Below are 19,842 nucleotides of genomic sequence, written 5' to 3' on the forward strand. Positions count from 1 at the left end.
AGCATGGCCATCAAGTACATCGCCACCACCGTCCTCGACGTCGGGCAGGGCCAATCCACCTTCGCCTGCATCTATGACGACAGTGCGAGTCCGGGCAAGATCATCCATACGCTGCTGTTCGACTGCGGCAGCGACAAGAAGAGCCCCGAGACGGACAACAACATCGATTACATTGCCGGAAGGCTGGCGAGCATGGATACGCCGACACTCGACCTGCTGGTGTTCTCGCATAGCGATAGCGACCACATCAGCCTCATGTATTACGTGATCGAGGCTTACGGCAAGAAGACCAAGACGCCGTTGAAGATCAAGAGCACTTGGTACGCCGGCGACGAGGACTTCTACACGAAAGACGGCTTCAACATCCTCGATTACTTGGCGAAGTACTGCAAGGCGTTCACGACGCCGGATTTCAGCGAGTCCCAGTTCAAGAAAGCCACTGGCGAATGGGCCGAACTCATCTGGCAGGATCCAGCCACCACGCCCACGGTGAAGGTGGGCATGCTCATCGGCAACGTCATCGACGACAAACCGGGAGTCCTGGTCAAGGACAGTTTCGGCACCGCGGGCGAAAAGAAGAACCGCGTATCGATCGTATGCGCGCTGATGCATGACGATCGCTCCTTCCTCATCTGCGGCGACGCCACCAACCGGACCATGGCATGGGTCAACCACGCGTTCGGTGGCAAATCACTGTCGAAGACCCTGATGGTCACGGTGCCTCACCATGGGAGCCGCGGCACGGGTCTGGACGTATCGTCGACGCAGGTGGCCAATCAAAAGGCCATCGACGTCGTCAAGACCTTCGTGAAAACGGCGAACGCGAAGACGGTGACGATCAGTGCGTTCCAGAAGCACGACCATCCCTCACTGGAGATGGTGAATTACTTCACGCCGAACCTGGCGACGGCCCAGGTGGTCGATGACGACCGCCTCAAGAAAAGCCATTTCACCTTGTTCAACGTAGACATCTCGCTCAAGAAGGGCACCTCGTCCGCGTCGATACCGCAGGGGTATCACACGTTCACGACGGATGCCAACGTCTACGCCACGAATTACTACGACGCGAAGCCGACTTTCTCCTACCAGTTCACCGGCAAGAAGACCGGCGCAGCGGACGCTTTCATCGGCAGCGGCACACCCGCAATCAACCAGCACGCATGCTGGTCATTCCTGACCTCCGCGGGCGCCAGCAATTCGATGACCGGCTATCAGCGGATGCCACGCAGCACGGCCAACGCCTTCACGGACACGGGCACGGTCCCGCAGACGCTGGCCGAGGGCGTAACCGGGGAGGGGCCGATATTCGATACGGCGACGAGAACGCAGGAAAGTGCCGAGGTGATCTTCGGACAGAGACAGCCGCTGCTGACACCCGGCGAGGGGCCTACGCTTTCCACCCAGGTGTCCATTGGAAGACCGCTCCAGCGCATCCGTACGTTTCGCTGATTTCCTTTCCATCTTCCCTTCGAACGCGAATCCCTCATGGCCGCCAGCGACGTCTATACCGCCCTCAACGGTGCCATCACCGGCGCCGATCGGACCATCGACCTCTGGCAGGCGGCGCATGACTCCGCCGCGCTGGCGGACCTTCAGCAAGTGCTCGGGCTATTCGGCATCACACAGTCGTACGTGCTGACGCGTGCGTTGCTTGCGGGCGACAACACCAGCGTGACCCTGACGGCTTCCGGACAGTTCGCCGCCGCCGGCGCGACGCCTGACGGCAGCTATGCGGTGGCAGCGACGCTCACGTATACCGACAGCGCACTGTTCGCGCTGACGTTGCGCGTAGTGGACAGCCGCTTGTGGACCTTCGCCAAGTTTTTTCCGACGCTGCCAGCCAGCACGCGCTCCAACCTCGACGAGGCCGGCACCAAGGGCATCCGCTGGACGACCTCGTACCTCACCGGCTCCAGCCCGGCCTACGCTGTGATAGTCAATTCGGTGTCGTTCTCCGCGCGCAACGGCATCGGGCGGAAGCTGCGCATGGAAGGCTTCCTCCCCGAATTCTCCGATCCGGACATCGCCGGCAAGCTTGGTCTCCTCTCGCCGTGGCCGTTGCGCCTGGAGGGAAGCATCGTCATGCCCGCCAGCGGGACCGATTTCCCGCTGTTGCAACTGGTCGCGCAAGGCAGCTCCACGAACACCTTCAGCGGGAGCACCTCGCCCGATGTCAGCGGCCCCAAGCCGCTGAGCGTGAATGCGCTGTTCCTGGAGATTGGCGTGAGCCGGCTGATCCGGCCAATCTTCGGGAATACGGGCACGTCGTCGCTGGTCCTGGGAGGACAGTTCGTCATTGGCGTGGGGCTGTCCGGCGAGATCCAGACGCAGATACTCACGGCGTCGACGAACTGGGTGTTCAACGCGCAGTTCGACCCAGAAACATCGTCGCTGACGCAGGGCTTGAAGTCGCTCGCCGACATGTTCGGCATGGACCTTCCCGTGCCCATGGATTTCCCGCTGCTGAGCGAATTCCATTTCGCCGAAGTCGACGCGGAATTCCGCAACAACGCAGCTCCGGGGCAGACGCCTTCGTTCTCGCTGGTGACGTTCGGGCTCACCATCACCTCGAACCGTCCGTGGATACCGCCGGTGCCGTTTGTCACGTTCAAGGACGTCGGCGTCCGCTGGGTGTGGGGTTCGACGCAGGCGATCAACCCGGTGACGAACGTGCTGGAGAACACCTACTTGCTGACGGGGTCGGTATTCGGCTCCATCCAATTCGGCGGCGACGGTTCGATGCCTGAGTTGCCGCCGCCTCAACCATCGCCCGTCATGGCGGAACTGCTTCCGCGCATCCGGGCGGAGGATGGCAGCGTCACGATCGACATCAGCCTTTCGATCCCGAGCTTTTATATCTCGGGCAACATGCGCCCGGGCGACTACATTCCCATCGGAAGGGCATTCGCCGAGTACTTCGATGGCGGCATTCCCCTCGTGCCGGCCAACATGAATGTCACCGCGCTGTCGTTCACCGCCGATCCCATCGGGCAGGTGTACGGAGGCGAGGCGCAGATCCTGTTCGGCACGCCCGAAAGCCCGCAGCCCGACCAGGCCTGGACCATCATGCAGGTGGGCACGGTGGGCATCTCGGTGGAGCGCCTGGAGATGTGGATAGAGGCGCGGGGCGGGCGCGTCGGCGGCGGTATCGCAGGCGTGTTCTTCCTCAAAGGTGCCGGGGCCGACGCGTATGACGATCCGCAGCTTCGGCTGAGCGCTGAGTACCCGCTGCAGGGGAGCGATGATCCAAAAGGCTGGCTGTTTGCCGCGCAGCTTTATCCCGGCACATCGATCGATCTGACCCAGATGGTTGCGAGGTTCATCAAGGGCGATCCCTCGTACCAGGTGCCCGGCTACGTCCCGCACTTGCTGATCGATCGCATGGACGCGACCTTCGCCACCGGCACCGGGGCTTATACCTTCGGAGGCACCGCTTCGATGCGGTGGAATCCGCAGCTGTTCGGCACCACGCTGTCGATCAGCGCTTCGGCCAGCGCCGATGTCGCACGCCTCAGCAGCACCGTGCCGGCCTCCGGCACGCTGGCAGGCAGCTTCGCGGTGAACAAGATCGCGATCATGGTGGCGATGGATATCGGGGTGGCGGAGCCCACCTACTTGTTCAAAGTGATGTTCGGCGAGCTGTGGGCGCAAGCCGTCACCGCGTGGCGGGGCGAAGAGAACCAGCGGCACCAGGTGGTATCGGTGCAGCTCGGCGGCATTACGCTCGGCGACATTCTCGAATACCTGGTCAATCTCGCTGCGCCGACGCTGGGGTTTTCGCTCGATCCGCCGTGGGATCTGCTCAAGCGCGTGGATCTGTCGCGCTTCGTGCTGACGCTGGATCCGCAGGAGAACGTCGTCGAGTTCGTGTTCAACGCCGAGGTGGACCTGGGCGTGATGCGCGTGGACACCATCGGAGCGCGCTATCGCCGCGGCACGGGGCAGGGCAAGGTCGAGCTGATTCTTACCGGCAACTTCTTCGGCCAGTCATACAGCGCCGCCGATCCGCTGAACTGGGACGTGGTCAACGGCACCCCGCCCAGCGTGCCGGGGCAGGGATCTTCGACGGTCGATCTGCGTTTCATTGGCATAGGTCAGCGGGTGACCTTCGGCGGCCCCACGCCCGATACCGTCGCCGCGAGCGTGGCGGCGCTGCGTGCCGCCATGAAAAAGCCGGAGCCGGGAAAAGATCCGCTTGCCGGCACCGGCCTGGTCTATGCCGACGACAGCCAGTGGCTGATGGGGCTGGATATCGGCCTGCTCAATACACTGGATCTGGGCATCATTTTCAATGATCCGAAGCTCTACGGTTTATCCATCGCGCTGGGCGGGGAACGAGCGGGCTCGCTTGCCGGACTGCGCTTCGAAATCCTCTACAAGAAGATCACCAACGACATCGGGATGTATCGCATTGAACTGCGCATACCGGATGCCTTCCGCACCATCCAGCTCGGCGCGGTGTCGCTGACGCTGGGCATCGCGGTGATCGAGATCTACACCAACGGCAACTTCAAGATCGACCTTGGTTTTCCGTACAACCGCGATTACAGCCGTTCGTTCTCGCTGCAGGCAGGCATTTTCATTGGCCGCGGCGGTTTCTATTTCGGCGTGCTCAACGGCGATACATCGACCAGCGTACCGAAGATCACCAATGGCAATTTCTCGCCGGTGATCGAGCTTGGCGTGGGCCTGGCCGCGGGTATAGGACGCGAGATCAATGTGGGTATCCTCTCGGGAGGTGCCTATGTGCAGATCGAAGTCATCTTTCAAGGCGTGCTGGCCTGGTTCAATCCGACCAGCAGCGGCGGCGCGCCAGCGACCTACTATCGCGCACAAGGCATCGTCGCGATCCACGGCAAGGTCTATGGGCGAGTGGATTTCGTCATCATCAGTGCAAGCGTGACGCTGGAGGCTTTCGCGCAGGCGATGGTGGTGTTCGAGAGTTACCGCCCCATCCTGCTGGATTTCTCGGTCGGCGTGCGCGCCGAAGCATCGGTGAAAATTCTCTTTATCCGTATCAATTTCCATTTCTCGGTCACGCTGGAAATGAGCTTCACCATCGGCTCCGCCAGCCAGACGCCGTGGATCCTGGCCAATGGCAGCGGCGACAACGGCGCGACGCGTGCAGGTGTCTGGTTGTCCGTGCCACAGCACATGCAACGCCGTGCCTTGATGCGTCAGGGCTATATGACGCGGCTGCGCGGCAAGCGCATCGCCCTCGGCCTCAGCGCGAACGAAAGCGACTACCTGCTCGACTGGCAGCCGGCGACACTGGTGTTCGACACTCAGCAGAGTGCCGCGCTGACCATGCTGCCTTACATCACGGTAGGGCAGGTACCGGTCGACTGGGCCGGCGGCGTGCCCACCAATGCCAATCCGGATTATCGCCTTGCGTTTCTGCTCTACGCGGACACCGGCATGGCACCGGACGCCAGGACCGTGCAAGACACGGTCATGCGCAGTGCGCGGCTCAGCAACAGCGATCCGCTGCCGGCCGACTTGCTCGTCACCGCGCTGATGCGCTACGCGCTCTATGCGCTGCCCGATGGCCCCAGTTCGCCGCAAGACAGCGTGAACGCGGCACAGCTGGTGCTGCTTGCCGAACAGCTCGGCCTGCCCGAGACGGCGACGGCCGGTTTCGCGATGAGCCAGCTCAATACGTTCTTCCACACTAATCTGAAATTCCTGGTCGGCGGGGTGCCGGCGGGGCCGAGGCCGCCCGACAAAGGCGCCATGCTGTTTCCCATGCCGCCAGGTCTCGCATGGACTTCGCCGCAGGCGGGCAACCGCGACTTTTCGACCTACAACGCCATCGGGACAGCTTACGAGGTTGGGGTAAGCGCCATCCTGGCTCCGTACTTTCCGGTGAACGGCGGCGTCACGCCGACCACGCCGGACGACCCCGCCCAGTACGAATCCTTCGCCACCTATCTGTTCCGCGACTTCTGCCAGATGCTGGTCAAGGCCGCCATCAACGAAGCGCAGAAGCAACTCACCAACGCACCCGTGACGTTGACCAGCAGTATGTCGCTGTCGGATGCGGCGAAAACTTTTACGACCGCCGCCGTGCCGTGCATCAAGGAGGCCGGTGACACCGTGCAGAGCGTAGCTGCCCGCGTGGGCGCGACCGCTGCCGAGTTGCTTTTCCTCAATCTCCACATCGAGCAGAACATTGCCGCCACGGCGGTGGGGAGCCCGTTGAATCCGGCGCCGCTTATCGGCGTGAGTCCCGAAATGCTGGTACAGGACAACCCCGGGATTACTTTGAAGCAGGCTGCGTGGTCGCTGGGTAATGTGTCCCGCGCCGTGGGCTCGCCCGAGACTGCCTTGAGCGATCTCGCCAAGCTATTCAACGTCGCTGGCGTAGCCAGCTTGTTCGCTTACGCGCCGCCGCCCGGATCGGGCGGCTACACGCTGGGCCAGAATCCCAATCTGCTGCAGGAAGGGCGCAGCTTCACGCTGCCGGCACAGATCTTTGCACCGCCTGCCAGCGGCGGCTTCGATCTGAATCAGACCGCGGCGGTGTTCTTCGTGCGCTATGCCGATCCGGACCTGTCGCAGTCGAGCTTGCCGGGCTCGCCCGACATGCCCAGCTGGTATGCGCAGGCCATCGCCATCCTCAACCCCAGCCTGTCCGCAGCGATGCGCGACGCGGGCGAATCGGTGGAGATCGATCCCGGCACGCCGCTGACTGTTCCTCTCCACTATGGCGATCGCAGCGCGACGCGTGCTTACACCACCGTGGCGGGCGATACCTTGCATCGTATCGGCAGCATGCTGGTGCTGTGCCAAGACCCGGGTTTGCTGAGCGCGTTGCCGTCGCTATGGGTTGCCTTCAAGCAAGCCGTAACCCCAAGCGGTACGAACTTCAGTATTCCAGCGTGGCCCTTGCCGAGTCAGACCGGAGGCATCGTGATCCTGGCCGGCGAGACGGCCGAGTCGCTCACGCGCCGACTGATCGTGAATGCGAGTTACGCCAGCGCTGCCGGGTGGAGCTATGACTGGAACGCTGTCTCCGTGTGGCTGGGTCCGGCAAAAGTGCTCTCGCCGCTGGCGGTGGTGATGATGCCGGGTGCCAGTATTTCGGACAAACAGGCCTTCACCTTCCAGAGTCTGGCCGACACCTACGGCCTGGGGCTGTCGCAAGTGGCCCAGTGTCTGCAGGATCACCTGGGTCTGCTGCCCGATCCCACGACACTCGTCGTCAAACAGGTGCCGGTGATGACCGTCGCGCAGATCGAACAAGGCGTGCTCGGCAGCGCCTCGTTCGCAGGCGTGGTGAACCAGGCTTCGCAGATGTTGATGTCGGGCCTGCGCCTGCCTGGCCTCAAGATCGACGATGGCCATGTGCTGCCCGACCCGGATAATCCGCTGCCGCTATACGATTTGAGCGGCCAGCAGTTCAGTCTCGCGGTAAGCACCGACCCCGTGCATGGTGGCGATGTCGCGTTGGCGATGACCGTGACGTCCACTGTCGACTGGGTACAATTTGGCAGCTCGTTCACCGTTGAATCGGATCACGATATCAACCTGCTCGGTGCACGGCATCCCGACCTGATCGCCCTCAACTCGCGCCTGACTGCAGCGGACGGCTTGCAGCCGGGCATGGTGCTGTTCTCCAGCATCGATCAGAGTGGCCTGGATTTCAGTTTCACCAATCAGCAGATTCTCGACGACGCGCCCGCCACCGGACTGAAGATGACCACCTCGCCAGCCACGCCGCCGGCCCCATCGCCCTTGCCGCTGAAAGGAACCGCTCCGAACACCTATGGCTTCGAATACCCGGTGACCTTGCAGACCACCCAGGCGTTGCCCATCCCGACGGCCGGGACGTCCATGGCGGGCTATGCCAGCCTGTGGCCTTTCCCTCAGGGGTTGTTGCAGCGCGCCGCGGAAGGCGTCGCCACACCGTACGATATTTTTGCCGGCAGCCAACCCGGCGCCACCGCAGACCAGGCGCGCGCGTTGTCGTCTACCACCTACGGCAGCCAGCTCAGCTTCCGCATTCGGCGCATGGACGACGGCTCCAGCCGCTTCCAGCTACTTGGCGTGGATACCGACCAGCGCGAACTGCTGCTGGCCCTGCGTGACGAAATCCTTCATTCGCCACAGGGTGATGCAACCAAGGCCTATCTGGCCGTGACTCCGGCGCCTAATGCATCCAATGCACAAGGCCTCGCGCTGCTCGATCCGAACATCCCGTGCTTCATCATCAAGACCAATCTCTCCACTGACTCGCAGCCGCAACCCGACGCACTGCGCGCCAAGGCCGAGACGGATCCGACGCCGGTCTACTATGCGGATTTCCTGACCCAGCTCGCCGACTTCCTGCTGCTGCTGTGGGAGGGCAGCGTGGTCGGCGGCACGGGCTATTACCTGGGACTCGGCAAGGAGCTGCCGGGCAGTGCGTTCGACGGGCAGGGCGTGGCCGGCTTCACCTTGCTGGCCATCGCCGGCGGACAGCAGGCGGCGGCGCCGATGGGCCGCACGCTGGAGGTATACAACAACTGTCTGCTCGTGGCCCCGGGCCTGGATGCCTCCATCCACAACTTGTACGCCGAAGGCACCGACCACTCCGACCTGAGCGAAGTCGCCCTGACGCCACCCGGCAACGCAGGCTTTTCGCTCACCATCGACACGCCGATCGGACAGGACAGCCAGAGTGCGCTGCAGGATCGCTACAACACGCTGGTGTTCTGGTGCGCCGACACCGCTTCGCCGTACACGATCCCGGCGGCCTGGACGCCCGCGCTGCCCAAGCCCAGCGATGGCCAGCAGCTGCAGGCCTGGGAACGGCAGCGCATTGCGCGCCGGCGGCGCGCAAAAGCCCTCGACGATACGCCCTCGCCGTACTGGCACTTCGAACAAGTCATCCCGTTCTATCGCTTCACCACGGTCCTGCCGCCGGCAGCCACGCAAGGCCTGCCCGATCAGGCGAACGACCCTTATTGGGGTTTCGGCAACGCCGCGAGCTGCCCACTTCCCACGATCACCTTCTGCATGTCCGATCTGCTCGGCAACCACAGCCAGCCGCCCGCAACGGCGGGGCAGGGTGTGGTGGACTTGAAGGTCGGTTACACCGACGCACTGATCGGTCTGTCGCAATGGCCCGAGTTGGCCGCGTACTTCGAGATACTTGGCACGCCGGGTGAGGCTTCATTGGCCATGCAGCTCGGGCTGAAGGCTGCGGCATCCGTGCCCAGTTCGTCGCAGCGCGGCGATGCAGCGGTCGATGCAGCCAAGCAACAGAGCGACAAGTACGCACAGCTTTACTACCAGCTGATACAAAACGGCGTAGCTGCCAGCCTCGCCACCAGCCTGCGCCATATGCCCCAGGGACAGGCCATCGACATCGGCCCGCTGTGGCGCTACGCGGCCGGATCCCATGCCTATGCGAGCGCTGCTGCGACGCTGGCCGCCGTGACCGTGCCGGGCACGAAGCTGAGCGACCTGCTGGTTACCTATCCGGTGCGTTACGCGGAAATGGCAGTGGCCAACCAGGACGTTCCGCTGACCGATCTGTTTGCTGTCGGCAGTCAGGTCGCCGTCCCCGCGTTCCTGCCTTACATCGCCCAGCGCTCGTTGACTGATCTGTATGCGCAAAGGCCGCAGGGCTGGCCCGATCCCGGTTCACCCGCCGCGCTATTTTCGCTGGCGGAAAACGCCGACCTGCCCTTGGCGATCGGCGTGCCGATGCTGCTGCCCGTTGCGGTGACGTTCTCCAGCGGCACCGACGCCGCCACCCCATCGTTGGCGCAACTCGCCGTGGCGCACTACACCGACGCCGGTTTGCTCGGCGAGCAGAACGCGCAAGCGGCCATCCTGGCGGCGAGCAACGGCGTGCAGCCCGATTTGCCGAATGTGCTGACCGCGGATTTCGTGCAGGCCGATGGCACCACGGTAAGGTTGCAGGTGCCGGTGGTCGCCGGCCAGACCGATTCGTTCGACGGCGCCCGATCCGCATTCGCCGCGCAGGGCGCCAACCTCAGCATCACGGAAATTGCTGCCGAGAATGCCGGCATCACCGGCTTGCTCAAACCGAACCAGACCTTGAGCAACAACGTCTATGTCACCCAGGCGCACGACACGCCAAGCCACAACAGCAGTGGTGTCGCGACCCAGGCGCTGGGCAATGCCAACGCGCTCACGCCCGGCATATTCGATGACGGCGCGCTGGTGCAGTTCGGCAGCGAACAGCTCGCGCTGTCGGCCGACACCTTGAACATGGTCGCGCAGCGTTATGCGTGCCCGGCGGAGCGCTTGCTGTCCAGCAATGCCGTGCTCGACTGCGGCAGCAAACTGGCCGTGCCCGGCTGTTTCGCCTGGCCGCAGGATGCGAAGACGTTGAGTGATCTGCGCATGCCTTACACGGTGCAGGCACAGGATCTGCTCGCCACCGTTTGCACCCGCTTCGCGGCTTATGGCGGCGGCACGGGCAGTGCCGGCGTGGATGATTGCGTCAACGCCAACGCAGATATGCCCGGCACGCTGGCGCAAGGGGTCACCATCCACATCCAGGTGCCCGGCGGTGATGTGACCATCACCACGCTGGCCAACGCTTCGTTCTCCTCCACGTTGGTCCAGGCGCAGGTGATCAACTCGCAGACGACGATGAATCAACTGGCCGCAGCCATCGCCAGCCTGCCCGGTGCCTTGCAGGTGGGTGCGCTGCTGCTGTTCCCGCGGGTACGCTTGCCGACGACCTGCGCGCCGAAGGATCTCGCCGGACTCTATGGCGTCGATGGCGCGAGCTTCTCCCTGGCCAACACCGCCACGCTCGGCCTCCTGGCAAACGACATCACGTTGAAGCTGCCTGATCCCGGCGACCCCAAGAGCACTGTTTCGGTGACCACGCAGCCGAACGATACGTTCAACACCGTGATCGTTCGCTTCTCGGTGCAAGGCGTGGCCACCGATGCGGGCGCCATCGCGTCAGGCAATCCCGACGCCGCATTGTTCGTCGAGCACGCACTGGCTTTGTTGCCCCCGGCCTCGGTGCGTGAGCAGGTGTCACTCGGGTCCGGCGGGCCGTACCCGCAGACCGTCTTTGGATTGAACGCGTCGCTTACGCTCTCGCGTCCCGTAGCGCTGGTCCATCCGGATTTCGATGTCGACGGACCGGTAGCGCGAGTGAGCTCGCCGCTGGCGCCTCATGCACAAGGCGATGCCGTCGGCGCAGGCAGCCTCAATTTCGGCCCCTTCATCGTGGCGCTGACTAAGGCCATACCCGATCTTCGCGTGGGCACGGCCAAGGTGGCCGGAGAGAGCAGCGATCTATGGTGCGTGGATTTCTCATCCACCGGCATTGCATCGGTAAGCCTGATCCCCGGCGTGCAATTCCCCAGCGAAACGCCGATGCCGCGCTTCCTCGCCTTGCCGCCGCTTTACGATCACCTGGTTACCCGCAAACTCGACATCCAGGGATTGAACGATGACGGCACGCTCGATGACGTCGCCGTGCCTACCCATTTCATGGCCATCGACGCCGAGCCCTGGGCGCAGCGTTTTCTGGGTGATCTCGACCGATTCCTTGGCGGCGCCATGGCGACGACCTTGTATCTACAGACAGGGCTTCGCGACACCTTGACCGGCGCTATCGGCGACAAATACACCATTGCGGGCGCCATCGCGGATCAACTGCAGGGCGTGTTCGATTATTCGGTCTACACGCCGGCTCCCGACCCGAACTATCAGAAAGGCTTGGCAGTCGCGCGCGACGCATTGCGCCAACAGCTCTACGTCAACTTGCTCAAGGCGTACGACACGTCGGTGATCGCACAGTACGACACGGAATCCACCACGCCGTGGACGGGCGGGGTAGGGGTGCCGACGGTGTCCCTGTATGGCCAGGCCCGCCTGGCCGACACCGGCACGGCGGTGACTTTCGCTGCAGCCAAGACGGGTTTCGATCCGACGCGCGCCTTCGTCAGCTTCTTCGCCACCGTGGCGGATCCCGAACGGCACAGCTCGGTGCGAGGCAGTCTGGAATACGCTTATTCACATACCGAATTCGATATCTCGCAGGCGGGTGTGCCGACGGGCTACGAGGCGTCCAATTGGCTGTCCTTCATTCCACTGCAGGACAAGGTCGCCAAACCCGCGGCCTTGCAGAACACCAACCCCGGCTCACTATTGGCGCCGGTACCGCTGCGCACTTATCCGTCGCTGCCCGCAATCCACGAACAGCTTGCTTCGCCGACCTATGAGCTACCGGACAGCTTGGCCAAACTGCCGCTGTGGACCTACAAACTCACTTGCACCCACGAGTTCGCCGCACAAGACAGCGTCAACATCACGGCGGACTTCAACCTCGCCATGCCATTGCAGACGCGGGCAGTACAGCAGACCGCCGACCTGTTCAGCGCATTGGCGCAATACATGGCCGTGGCCGACAAGCTGTGGACCTTGATGAGCCCGCTCGCCGTCCCCGGTAGCGACATCGGCGCCACGTCCCCAAGCGTGAATGCCGCCAAGACTTTCGGCGATCTGGTCGCGACCATCGCCAGCTTGTGGCATATCCGCCTTCCACAGCAGGCGAACAGCACCGCGCCGGAGGACAGCTACATCGTCGGGGCGAGCTTTGCGTTCGACGCACGCGTCACCTATTCGGAGAACGGCCTTCTCATCAAGAGCTTCTCCCTGACCCGCCAGCAAGACCAACCGGGCCCGGCCAGCTCGTGGCCGCAGGTGGAGGTGATCTTGCCCGAAGGGGTTGGGGTGCCGCTGCAGGCGCAGGTTCCGCTCACGCCAAGCGCCACGATGGTGTACCAGCCGATGCCGGGCACCGAGATTCCTGCGCAAAACCAGCAAACCTTCCGCATTGCCTGGAACGACATCAGCGTGTCCGCCTATCAGAACGCGCGTGCCCGCATGCTGGCAGTGCGTAACGAAGATCTGCTGTACGACCCCGCGCACCCGGACAACCCGGTGCTGCAGACCAGTCCCGGTTTCCTGCTCAAGACCGCTGAAGTCAGCGCCACCAGCATCGTGACTCCGTTGATCGAACGAAGCCTTCCGCAGGAAATCACCGGCGTCGACCTCAACACGGCGCTTGCCGATGCCGTGCAAACGCTATTTCCTGCCGCCGGCGTATTGGCGGACACCACGGCGTCGTGGGGGGTGTTCTATGCATACGAACTCGTGCGGGACCTCGACTCGCAGAACAACAGCTTGCTGAGCAAGCTGCCCGTCGCGCTCTATCCAAACCAGCCATTGGCCGGCGCTGCCCAGGCGCTGGCGGGTGCCGTACAAACGTGGACGGACAACAACCATCCCGCATCAGCGGGTGGAGGCTGGCTGTTCAGTGTGATTCTTTATTCGGGGCTGGAGAGCAGCGCGAGACCGCTGTTCAGCGCAGAGTTGTTCTACCGGATTGGAAAGAGCAGCTAGCCGTCGGTGCGGTTCACGGGCTTATCGGCAGACCAGCACCGGAACCTTGCTTTGCAGCAAGACCTTCTGTGTTTCGCTGCCCAGCATCACCCGGTTCAATCCATGCCAGCCATGGGTGGCCATCACGATGAGGTCGCAACGATGTTCGTTGACGGCTTCCAGAATGGCCTGATAGGGGCGTTCACCGAAGGCGTAATGGCATTCGCAAGGTACCTGTGCGGCCTTGGCCAGCTTTTTGGCCTCGTCCAGGTAGCGCGTGGCACTTTGCACCGCCTGCTGGCTGTACTTCAGCTCCGCGGCAGCAAGAAGTTCAGCCATGTAGGCAATGGAGTTGAATGGTGGCACCACATGCAACGCCAGCACCTTGGCGCCGAATGCTCTGGCCAGCTCCAAGCCCGTGCTGAAAGCGCGCAACGACAGATCCGATCCGTCGATCGGGAGGAGCAGGTGTTGGAACAGCGCCTTTCGTTGCAGAAGGGTAGGTTCTGGACTCATGGCGGTTTCGGTGGGCATGGACAAAGCTCCAGCGTAATGAGGTGTCGCGCCTGCACTCAGCAGCGTCAGCGTCATGGTGGCTTGAGCGATTGCCGGGATATTGATCGCGGTCAACTTGTCGAGTGATAGCCCATTGGACCGGCCATGCTTTTCAGCTGGCCGGTTTCCGCGAACGCTCGACGACGATCTGACGAAACCGAGATGGCGCGCCCGGACCGTGTCGATAGCGGTTGACCCAGATCAAGACGAACGATCAGCGCCTGGATGAGTGTTGGCACATGGAATCCAGCCAAGGTGTGCTGTCATGTTCGAGGTCCTCGTCAACACGGAAGAAATGCGCGACGACAATCCCGTGGTGCAAGCTGGCCTGGCGCTGGCGAGCCGCCTGGATGCCTATGCGACGGGGCTGAATATCGTCGAGGTATTTCCCTCGACCTTGGCCATGTCCGAGATCATGGTCGTGCTGGATGCGGAGGAAAAGGAAGCCAGGCAATGCGATACCTGGTGGATGAACCAATGCCGCAAGCATGGCGTCGACGGCAGCTGGGAGGTGATACGCGGTGTATACGTGCCCGTACTGGCGCGGCGTTCCTGCATGGCGGATATCACGGTTAGCCGCCTGCCGAGTCGGGACACCGGCTATCCCACTGGCATGGACTATGTGACGCGGGTCTTGCTCACGGCAGCTTCTCCGATGTTGCTGGTTCCGCCGAAGTGGGATGGGGCCTTCCGCCAGGAGAGAGTTCTGGTGGCGTGGAACAGCAGCCAAGAATCCATGCGCGCGTTACGTGCCGCCCTCCCGTTTCTGCGCGAGGCCGACATGGTGTGCCTCATCGATGGCGCCAGCGACGTATTGCCCGGCATCACGCCGCCGCCGCTGCCGGTGCGTGACTGGCTCGCGCGGCAAGGCATCATCCTGCATTCGGTGCAGCAGTTTCCGGCCACAACCAGCGCCGGTGAAGCGTTGCTCAATCAAGCGCACGCCATGCGTGCGGATCTGCTAGTGATGGGTGCCTGGGGGCATTCGCGGATGAGCGAACTGATGCTGGGCGGAACGACACGCCATGTGCTCCAGCATGCCCAACTGCCGGTGCTGATGGCGCATTGAGTGAGCGGCGGGATAGAACGCCGTTACAAACTGTTACAAACCGTTGCCGAGCCGAACTATGGCTGTTACGTGCCGGACCTAGAGTTGCCTCCGTAGTCAACGGGGACTGCATATGGAGGGCATGTGTCATGACAGTGCTGGCAACAGACATTCGCACTACACGGGTAGGTAACCCCTACGCTTCCATGGCCCAGGCAGCCTCGGGCAACGACCTGGGCATCGACATCGAAGCCATTCGCAAACACGTTCAGGTGCAGCGCTGCAAACATGTTGCCGGACAGAGCATCTATCACGCCGGCCAGCCGTTCCATGCGGTCTATCTGGTGCATGCAGGCTCGTACAAGATCTGCGAACTGGCCGACGATGGCCGTGAGCGGATCTCCGGTTTCCGCATGCGCGGCGAGCTTGTCGGTGTGGAATCCATCGGCCTGAAAGCCTATGCGAGCGATGTGGTCGCCCTGGAAAGCAGCGAGGCATGGGAACTGCCATACCCGGCTGTATTGCGCGCCTGCCTGCATGTTCCGGAACTGCAATCGCACCTGACCTCGGCGTTGGCCGCGGAAATCCGTTGCGACCGTTCATGGATGCTGATGTTGGGCACCCTGGCCGCGGAACGTCGCGTGGCCGCTTTCCTGCTCGACGTCGCCGCGCGCTACGCGCGCCTGGGCTACAGCGCGAAACACTTCATCTTGCGCATGAGCCGCATCGATATGGCCAGCTTCCTGGCGCTCAAACATGAAACCGTCAGCCGCGCGCTGTCGCACCTTCATGACTTGAGCTACATCGACGTGCAGCGTCGCGAAGTGCGCGTACTGGATGTCGATGGACTGCGCTCGATGGCAGGGATGAGCACGGCGTTGAATTGAGCGGCGTCACGCGCCGCTGTCGCCGTCGAGCACGCGGCGCATGGCTGCGCCGAGTTGTTCCCGGCGATAAGGTTTGCGCAGCAATTCGAAGGCACCGAAAGCACGGGTGTCGATATCCATCGATGCGTATTCGTAACCGGAAGTAAAAAGCACGGGGAGATGTGGACGTCGCTCGTGTGCTTTCGCTGCCAGTTCGAAACCCGTCATATCGCCGCCCAGCACGATGTCCGTAAAGAGCAGATCGATATCCGGGTGTTCGGCCAGGTGCTCCAGTGCTGTAACGGCATCGGCGGCTTCACTGGGGATATAGCCCAGCGTGCGCAGGAAGGCGACGGCGACGCGCCTTACCTCCGGTTCGTCTTCCACGACCAGAACGGTCCCGCGATCGCGGCGCGAAGGGGAGGGTGCCGTTTCTTCCGTAGCCGTAGACGCCGCAGCCGGCAAAAAAAGCTCGACGCGCGTGCCGTAGCCTACCTGGCTCTCGATATTGAAATGGCCGCCGGACTGTTTCACGAAGCCATAGACCATGCTCAGACCGAGCCCGCTACCTTTGCCGGCTTCCTTGGTAGTGAAAAAAGGCTCCAGCACGTGCTCCAGTATCTCCGGCGGAATACCTTCACCGTTATCCGAGATCGTAAAGACCACATACGGGCCAGGTGCGATCCTGGCATCCTCGTCGATATGGGCGACGTTGTAGGATCGTGCCGTGATCGCAAGGCGGCCGCCGCGCGGCATCGCATCGCGTGCATTGAGCGCCAGATTGATCAGGGCCGCTTCCAGTTCCCCCTCGTCGGCGTACACCGCAGGCACTTCATTGGAGCACTCGGCAATCACGGCGATACGTTCGCCCAGTGTGCGTCCCAACATTTCGCTCAAATCGGCCAGCAGTTGCACTGTGCGCACGGCGCGCGGCAACAGATGCTGGCGACGCGAGAAGGTAAGCAGCTTGCGGGTAAGTGCCGCGCCGCGCTCGACCGCACGCGATGCGCTTGCCAAGGTATTCCGTGTCGCCGGATCATCGGGTATATCGGATTCCAGCAACTGCAGGTTGCCGGAAATGACCGTCAGCAGGTTGTTGAAGTCGTGCGCAATGCCACCGGTGAGTTGACCGAGTGCGTCCAAGCGGCGCGAATGAGCCAATTGCTCTTCGCTGCGTCCTCGTTGAATGGAGGCAGCCAGAACGTTGGCGACCGATTGCAGAAAGTTCAACCGGTCCCGGTCGAAATAACCCTTCTGATGCGCCAATGCCAGCAACAGCCCCATCGGTCCATACCGGTCGGGTAATGACACGAGGGCGGCGTCCTGGAAATCGGCGCTCAACGACGGGCATATGCGGCGAAGGCTCTCGATGATGGCCCCTTGCACGGGTGGCAGCTTATCGACATCCGCCGTCGCGCTGCGCGCCATGGCCTGCAGCGTAGGGTCGCCCGACAAGCTCTCCAGCACCGCTGGAGGCAAACCCATCGGTGCGGAGACTTGCAAGCGGACATGGTGTGGGTCGCTCAGGAGGATCGCCGTCGCGGGAATAGCGAGGGTAGTTGCTACCAACCCGGGAATCTCGTCGATGGCTTGTTCGTGATGTGTGGCCTCGAGCAGGCGCCGGCTCATCTGGGCCATGACGGCGTCGAAGCGGGCGCGTTCCTGGGCCTGGCGCGCACGCTGTGTTTCGGAGATATCGCGGATCGATGCCGCATATAGCGTTCCTTCCGAAGCGACGACCGGACTCAGCCCGATCTCGACCGGAAACGATTGACCGTCGGCGCGTACGCCGGTCAATTCGTAGCCGGCACCCATCGAGCGCTCGCGTGGGTGGGAGGCGTAATGGGCACGATGGGCGATATGGGCCTGCCGCAAAGCCGCTGGCAGCAGCGTTTCTACCTGCGCGCCGGCAAGCGCGCCGGCTTCGTAGCCGAACAGACGCTCTGCATGCGCATTGTTCAGCACGATGACACCCCGCCGGTCGACCACGATCATCGCATCCGGTGCCGCCTCGAATAACGCGCGGAATAGATCGGTATCGGGGGCTTGCTTGCTGTACATGTCGGTGTCTATATCCGCCTGACCGTCGGTGAAAACAGATAACCCGAGCCACGAATCGATCTGATCCGCTGCGGATGAGCTGGATCGGGCTCGATCTTGCGGCGCAGGCGTCCGATTTGCACGTCGATCGAGCGATCGAATGGCCCCGCATCGCGACCATGGATGTGCGTCATCAGCTGGTCACGGGTAAGCACTTGATTGAAGTGCTCGACGAAAACCCGCAGCAAAGCGAACTCGCCGCTGGTCAGCGGTATGGGGTCGCCCTGGGGGCCGGACAGACTATGCGATTGCGGATCGAGCACGTAGCCATCAAACGACAAACGCCCGGTATCTGTCTTCGCCGGCGAGGACGCGCGGCGCAAGACGCTGCGCACGCGAGCCAGCAACTCGCGCAGGTCGAACGGCTTGGTGACGTAGTCGTCCGCACCGAGCTCCAGGCCCACGATGCGGTCCACCGAGTCGCCACGCCCGGTCACGATGATCACCGGACCATGCCAGTACCCACGCAGATTTCGGGTCAGGCTGAAGCCGTCTTCGCCGGGCAGGCCGATATCGAGCATCACGATATCGACCGGCTCGCTGTCGAGAACGTGGCGCATCTGGATGCCGTCGCCGGCAGTGCTGACACGAAAGCCGTGGCTGCCGAAGTAGCGGCTGAGGATAAGGGCAATCTCGGCGTCGTCATCGACCACCAGCAGATGTGCCGGCACAATCGTAGATGATGCAGGACTGGACGAGACGGCCATCTAAACCCTTGATACGCGGGAGTGCCCGGTCAAGCACACAAGCTGGAGCATACCCCGACGCCGGCCGCCTTGCAGCAGCTGAGCTGATCCAAGGATTTCGCTTAAATATGCCCGGCGGGCGGTGACGTCCATCGAGTTGGCGTGTTGAGCCATATCAACCTGCCCAAGTGCTGGTATGCGCGATGATGCGTTCCTCCCGAACGAGGACAAGATCATGCGCGCCATGGTGCTGAGCAAGGTCGGCGAGCCGCTGACGCTCCAGTCGTTGCCCGATCCACTACCAGGTAACGATGAGGTGCTGCTGCGGGTGGAAGCTTGTGGCGTATGCCGCACAGATCTGCACGTCGTCGATGGCGAACTGCCGAATATCGTGACGCCGCTGATTCCAGGGCACGAGTGCGTCGGCATAGTCGAGGTGCTTGGCCCTGGTGTTTCTGGGCTGAAGCCGGGGCAGCGGGTAGGTGTGCCTTGGCTGGGTGGCACTTGCCATCATTGCGAGTACTGCCGCGGGGGCCGTGAAAACCTGTGCGATACGCCGGAATTTACCGGCTATACACGGCCTGGCGGTTATGCGAGCCACATCGTCGCACGCGCGGATTACTGCGTGCCGTTGCACCATGATGCCGACCCCGTCGCCATCGCGCCGCTGCTGTGCGCAGGTCTGATCGGCTGGCGTTGTCTGGCGAAGACAGGGCAGGCGAAGCGTATCGGTCTCTACGGTTTTGGGGCGGCAGCGCACATCGTCACCCAGATCGCCTGTCGGCAGCAGCGCGATGTCTACGCCTTCACGCGAGCCGGAGATATCACTGCGCAGACTTTTGCGCGCTCGCTCGGCGCCGTATGGGCTGGGTCATCCGATGAAATGCCGCCTGTGCCACTGGATGCAGCGATCCTGTTCGCACCCATAGGCGATCTGGTTCCGCTGGCACTGCGCGCCGTGAAGAAGGGCGGCAGGGTCGTGTGCGGCGGCATCCATATGTCCGATATCCCCTCATTCCCTTATCGCTGGCTATGGGAGGAGCGAGAGGTGGTTTCTGTTGCCAATCTGACGCGCGCCGATGCGCATGATTTCTTCGCGGCAAAGGAATGCAAAGACATAAGGACCGCCACACGCATCTACCCGCTCGAACAAGCCAATCAGGCTCTGGGCGATCTGCGCGCGGGACGACTGAGCGGCGCTGCGGTGCTAAAACCATAA

The 19,842-nt window shown here is 62.7% G+C and carries 8 protein-coding genes; 5 read left to right on the top strand and 3 right to left on the bottom strand.

The window, feature by feature from the left end; genetic code table 11:
* Positions 1 to 3: 3 nt before the first annotated feature.
* Positions 4 to 1,449: a ComEC/Rec2 family competence protein gene (locus BUA26_RS12645; protein WP_072761191.1), complete on the top strand. Its 1,446-nt coding sequence runs from the start codon at positions 4 to 6 to the stop codon at positions 1,447 to 1,449.
* Positions 1,450 to 1,485: 36 nt separating this feature from the next.
* Positions 1,486 to 13,389, top strand: a complete 11,904-nt coding sequence (locus BUA26_RS12650; protein WP_072761192.1) for a hypothetical protein — start codon at positions 1,486 to 1,488, stop codon at positions 13,387 to 13,389.
* A gap of 21 nt (positions 13,390 to 13,410) precedes the next feature.
* Here BUA26_RS12650 and BUA26_RS12655 read toward each other — a convergent pair whose 3' ends face one another.
* On the bottom strand, positions 13,411 to 13,902 hold the full coding sequence (locus BUA26_RS12655; protein WP_343124223.1) for a universal stress protein: 492 nt from the start codon (positions 13,900 to 13,902) through the stop codon (positions 13,411 to 13,413).
* Positions 13,903 to 14,188: 286 nt separating this feature from the next.
* On the opposite strand from BUA26_RS12655, the gene BUA26_RS12660 reads away from it, so the two are divergent.
* Together BUA26_RS12660 and BUA26_RS12665 are read left to right on the top strand one after the other, a co-directional pair.
* On the top strand, positions 14,189 to 14,992 hold the full coding sequence (locus BUA26_RS12660; protein ID WP_072761193.1) for a universal stress protein: 804 nt from the start codon (positions 14,189 to 14,191) through the stop codon (positions 14,990 to 14,992).
* Between the two features lie 128 nt (positions 14,993 to 15,120).
* Positions 15,121 to 15,858 (top strand): Crp/Fnr family transcriptional regulator, encoded by a 738-nt coding sequence (locus BUA26_RS12665; RefSeq protein WP_083572989.1) that lies wholly within the window; start codon positions 15,121 to 15,123, stop codon positions 15,856 to 15,858.
* A 6-nt stretch (positions 15,859 to 15,864) separates the two neighbouring features.
* Here BUA26_RS12665 and BUA26_RS12670 read toward each other — a convergent pair whose 3' ends face one another.
* Together BUA26_RS12670 and BUA26_RS12675 are read right to left on the bottom strand one after the other, a co-directional pair.
* Positions 15,865 to 17,898, bottom strand: coding sequence for a PAS domain S-box protein (locus BUA26_RS12670; RefSeq protein ID WP_072761194.1), 2,034 nt, complete (start codon positions 17,896 to 17,898; stop codon positions 15,865 to 15,867).
* An 8-nt stretch (positions 17,899 to 17,906) separates the two neighbouring features.
* Complete coding sequence (locus BUA26_RS12675; RefSeq protein ID WP_255368313.1) at positions 17,907 to 18,608, bottom strand: response regulator; 702 nt, start codon at positions 18,606 to 18,608, stop codon at positions 17,907 to 17,909.
* 211 nt (positions 18,609 to 18,819) lie between these two features.
* Between BUA26_RS12675 and BUA26_RS12680 the strand changes: the two genes are divergently transcribed.
* Entirely contained in the window at positions 18,820 to 19,842 is a 1,023-nt protein-coding gene (locus BUA26_RS12680) for a zinc-dependent alcohol dehydrogenase family protein (RefSeq protein ID WP_255368314.1), read from the top strand.

It is taken from the genome of Rhodanobacter sp. OK091 (assembly GCF_900142825.1).
In the GTDB taxonomy this organism is placed as follows: domain Bacteria; phylum Pseudomonadota; class Gammaproteobacteria; order Xanthomonadales; family Rhodanobacteraceae; genus Rhodanobacter.

Excerpts from the sequence above, each read along its gene's own strand:
- BUA26_RS12645 (WP_072761191.1), top strand. The coding sequence starts at position 4 with ATGGCCATCAAGTACATCGCCACCACCGTCCTCGACGTCGGGCAGGGC.
- BUA26_RS12650 (WP_072761192.1), top strand. The coding sequence starts at position 1,486 with ATGGCCGCCAGCGACGTCTATACCGCCCTCAACGGTGCCATCACCGGC.
- BUA26_RS12655 (WP_343124223.1), bottom strand. The coding sequence starts at position 13,902 with ATGCCCACCGAAACCGCCATGAGTCCAGAACCTACCCTTCTGCAACGA.
- BUA26_RS12660 (WP_072761193.1), top strand. The coding sequence starts at position 14,189 with ATGTTCGAGGTCCTCGTCAACACGGAAGAAATGCGCGACGACAATCCC.
- BUA26_RS12665 (WP_083572989.1), top strand. The coding sequence starts at position 15,121 with ATGACAGTGCTGGCAACAGACATTCGCACTACACGGGTAGGTAACCCC.
- BUA26_RS12670 (WP_072761194.1), bottom strand. The coding sequence starts at position 17,898 with ATGTACAGCAAGCAAGCCCCCGATACCGATCTATTCCGCGCGTTATTC.
- BUA26_RS12680 (WP_255368314.1), top strand. The coding sequence starts at position 18,820 with ATGCGCGATGATGCGTTCCTCCCGAACGAGGACAAGATCATGCGCGCC.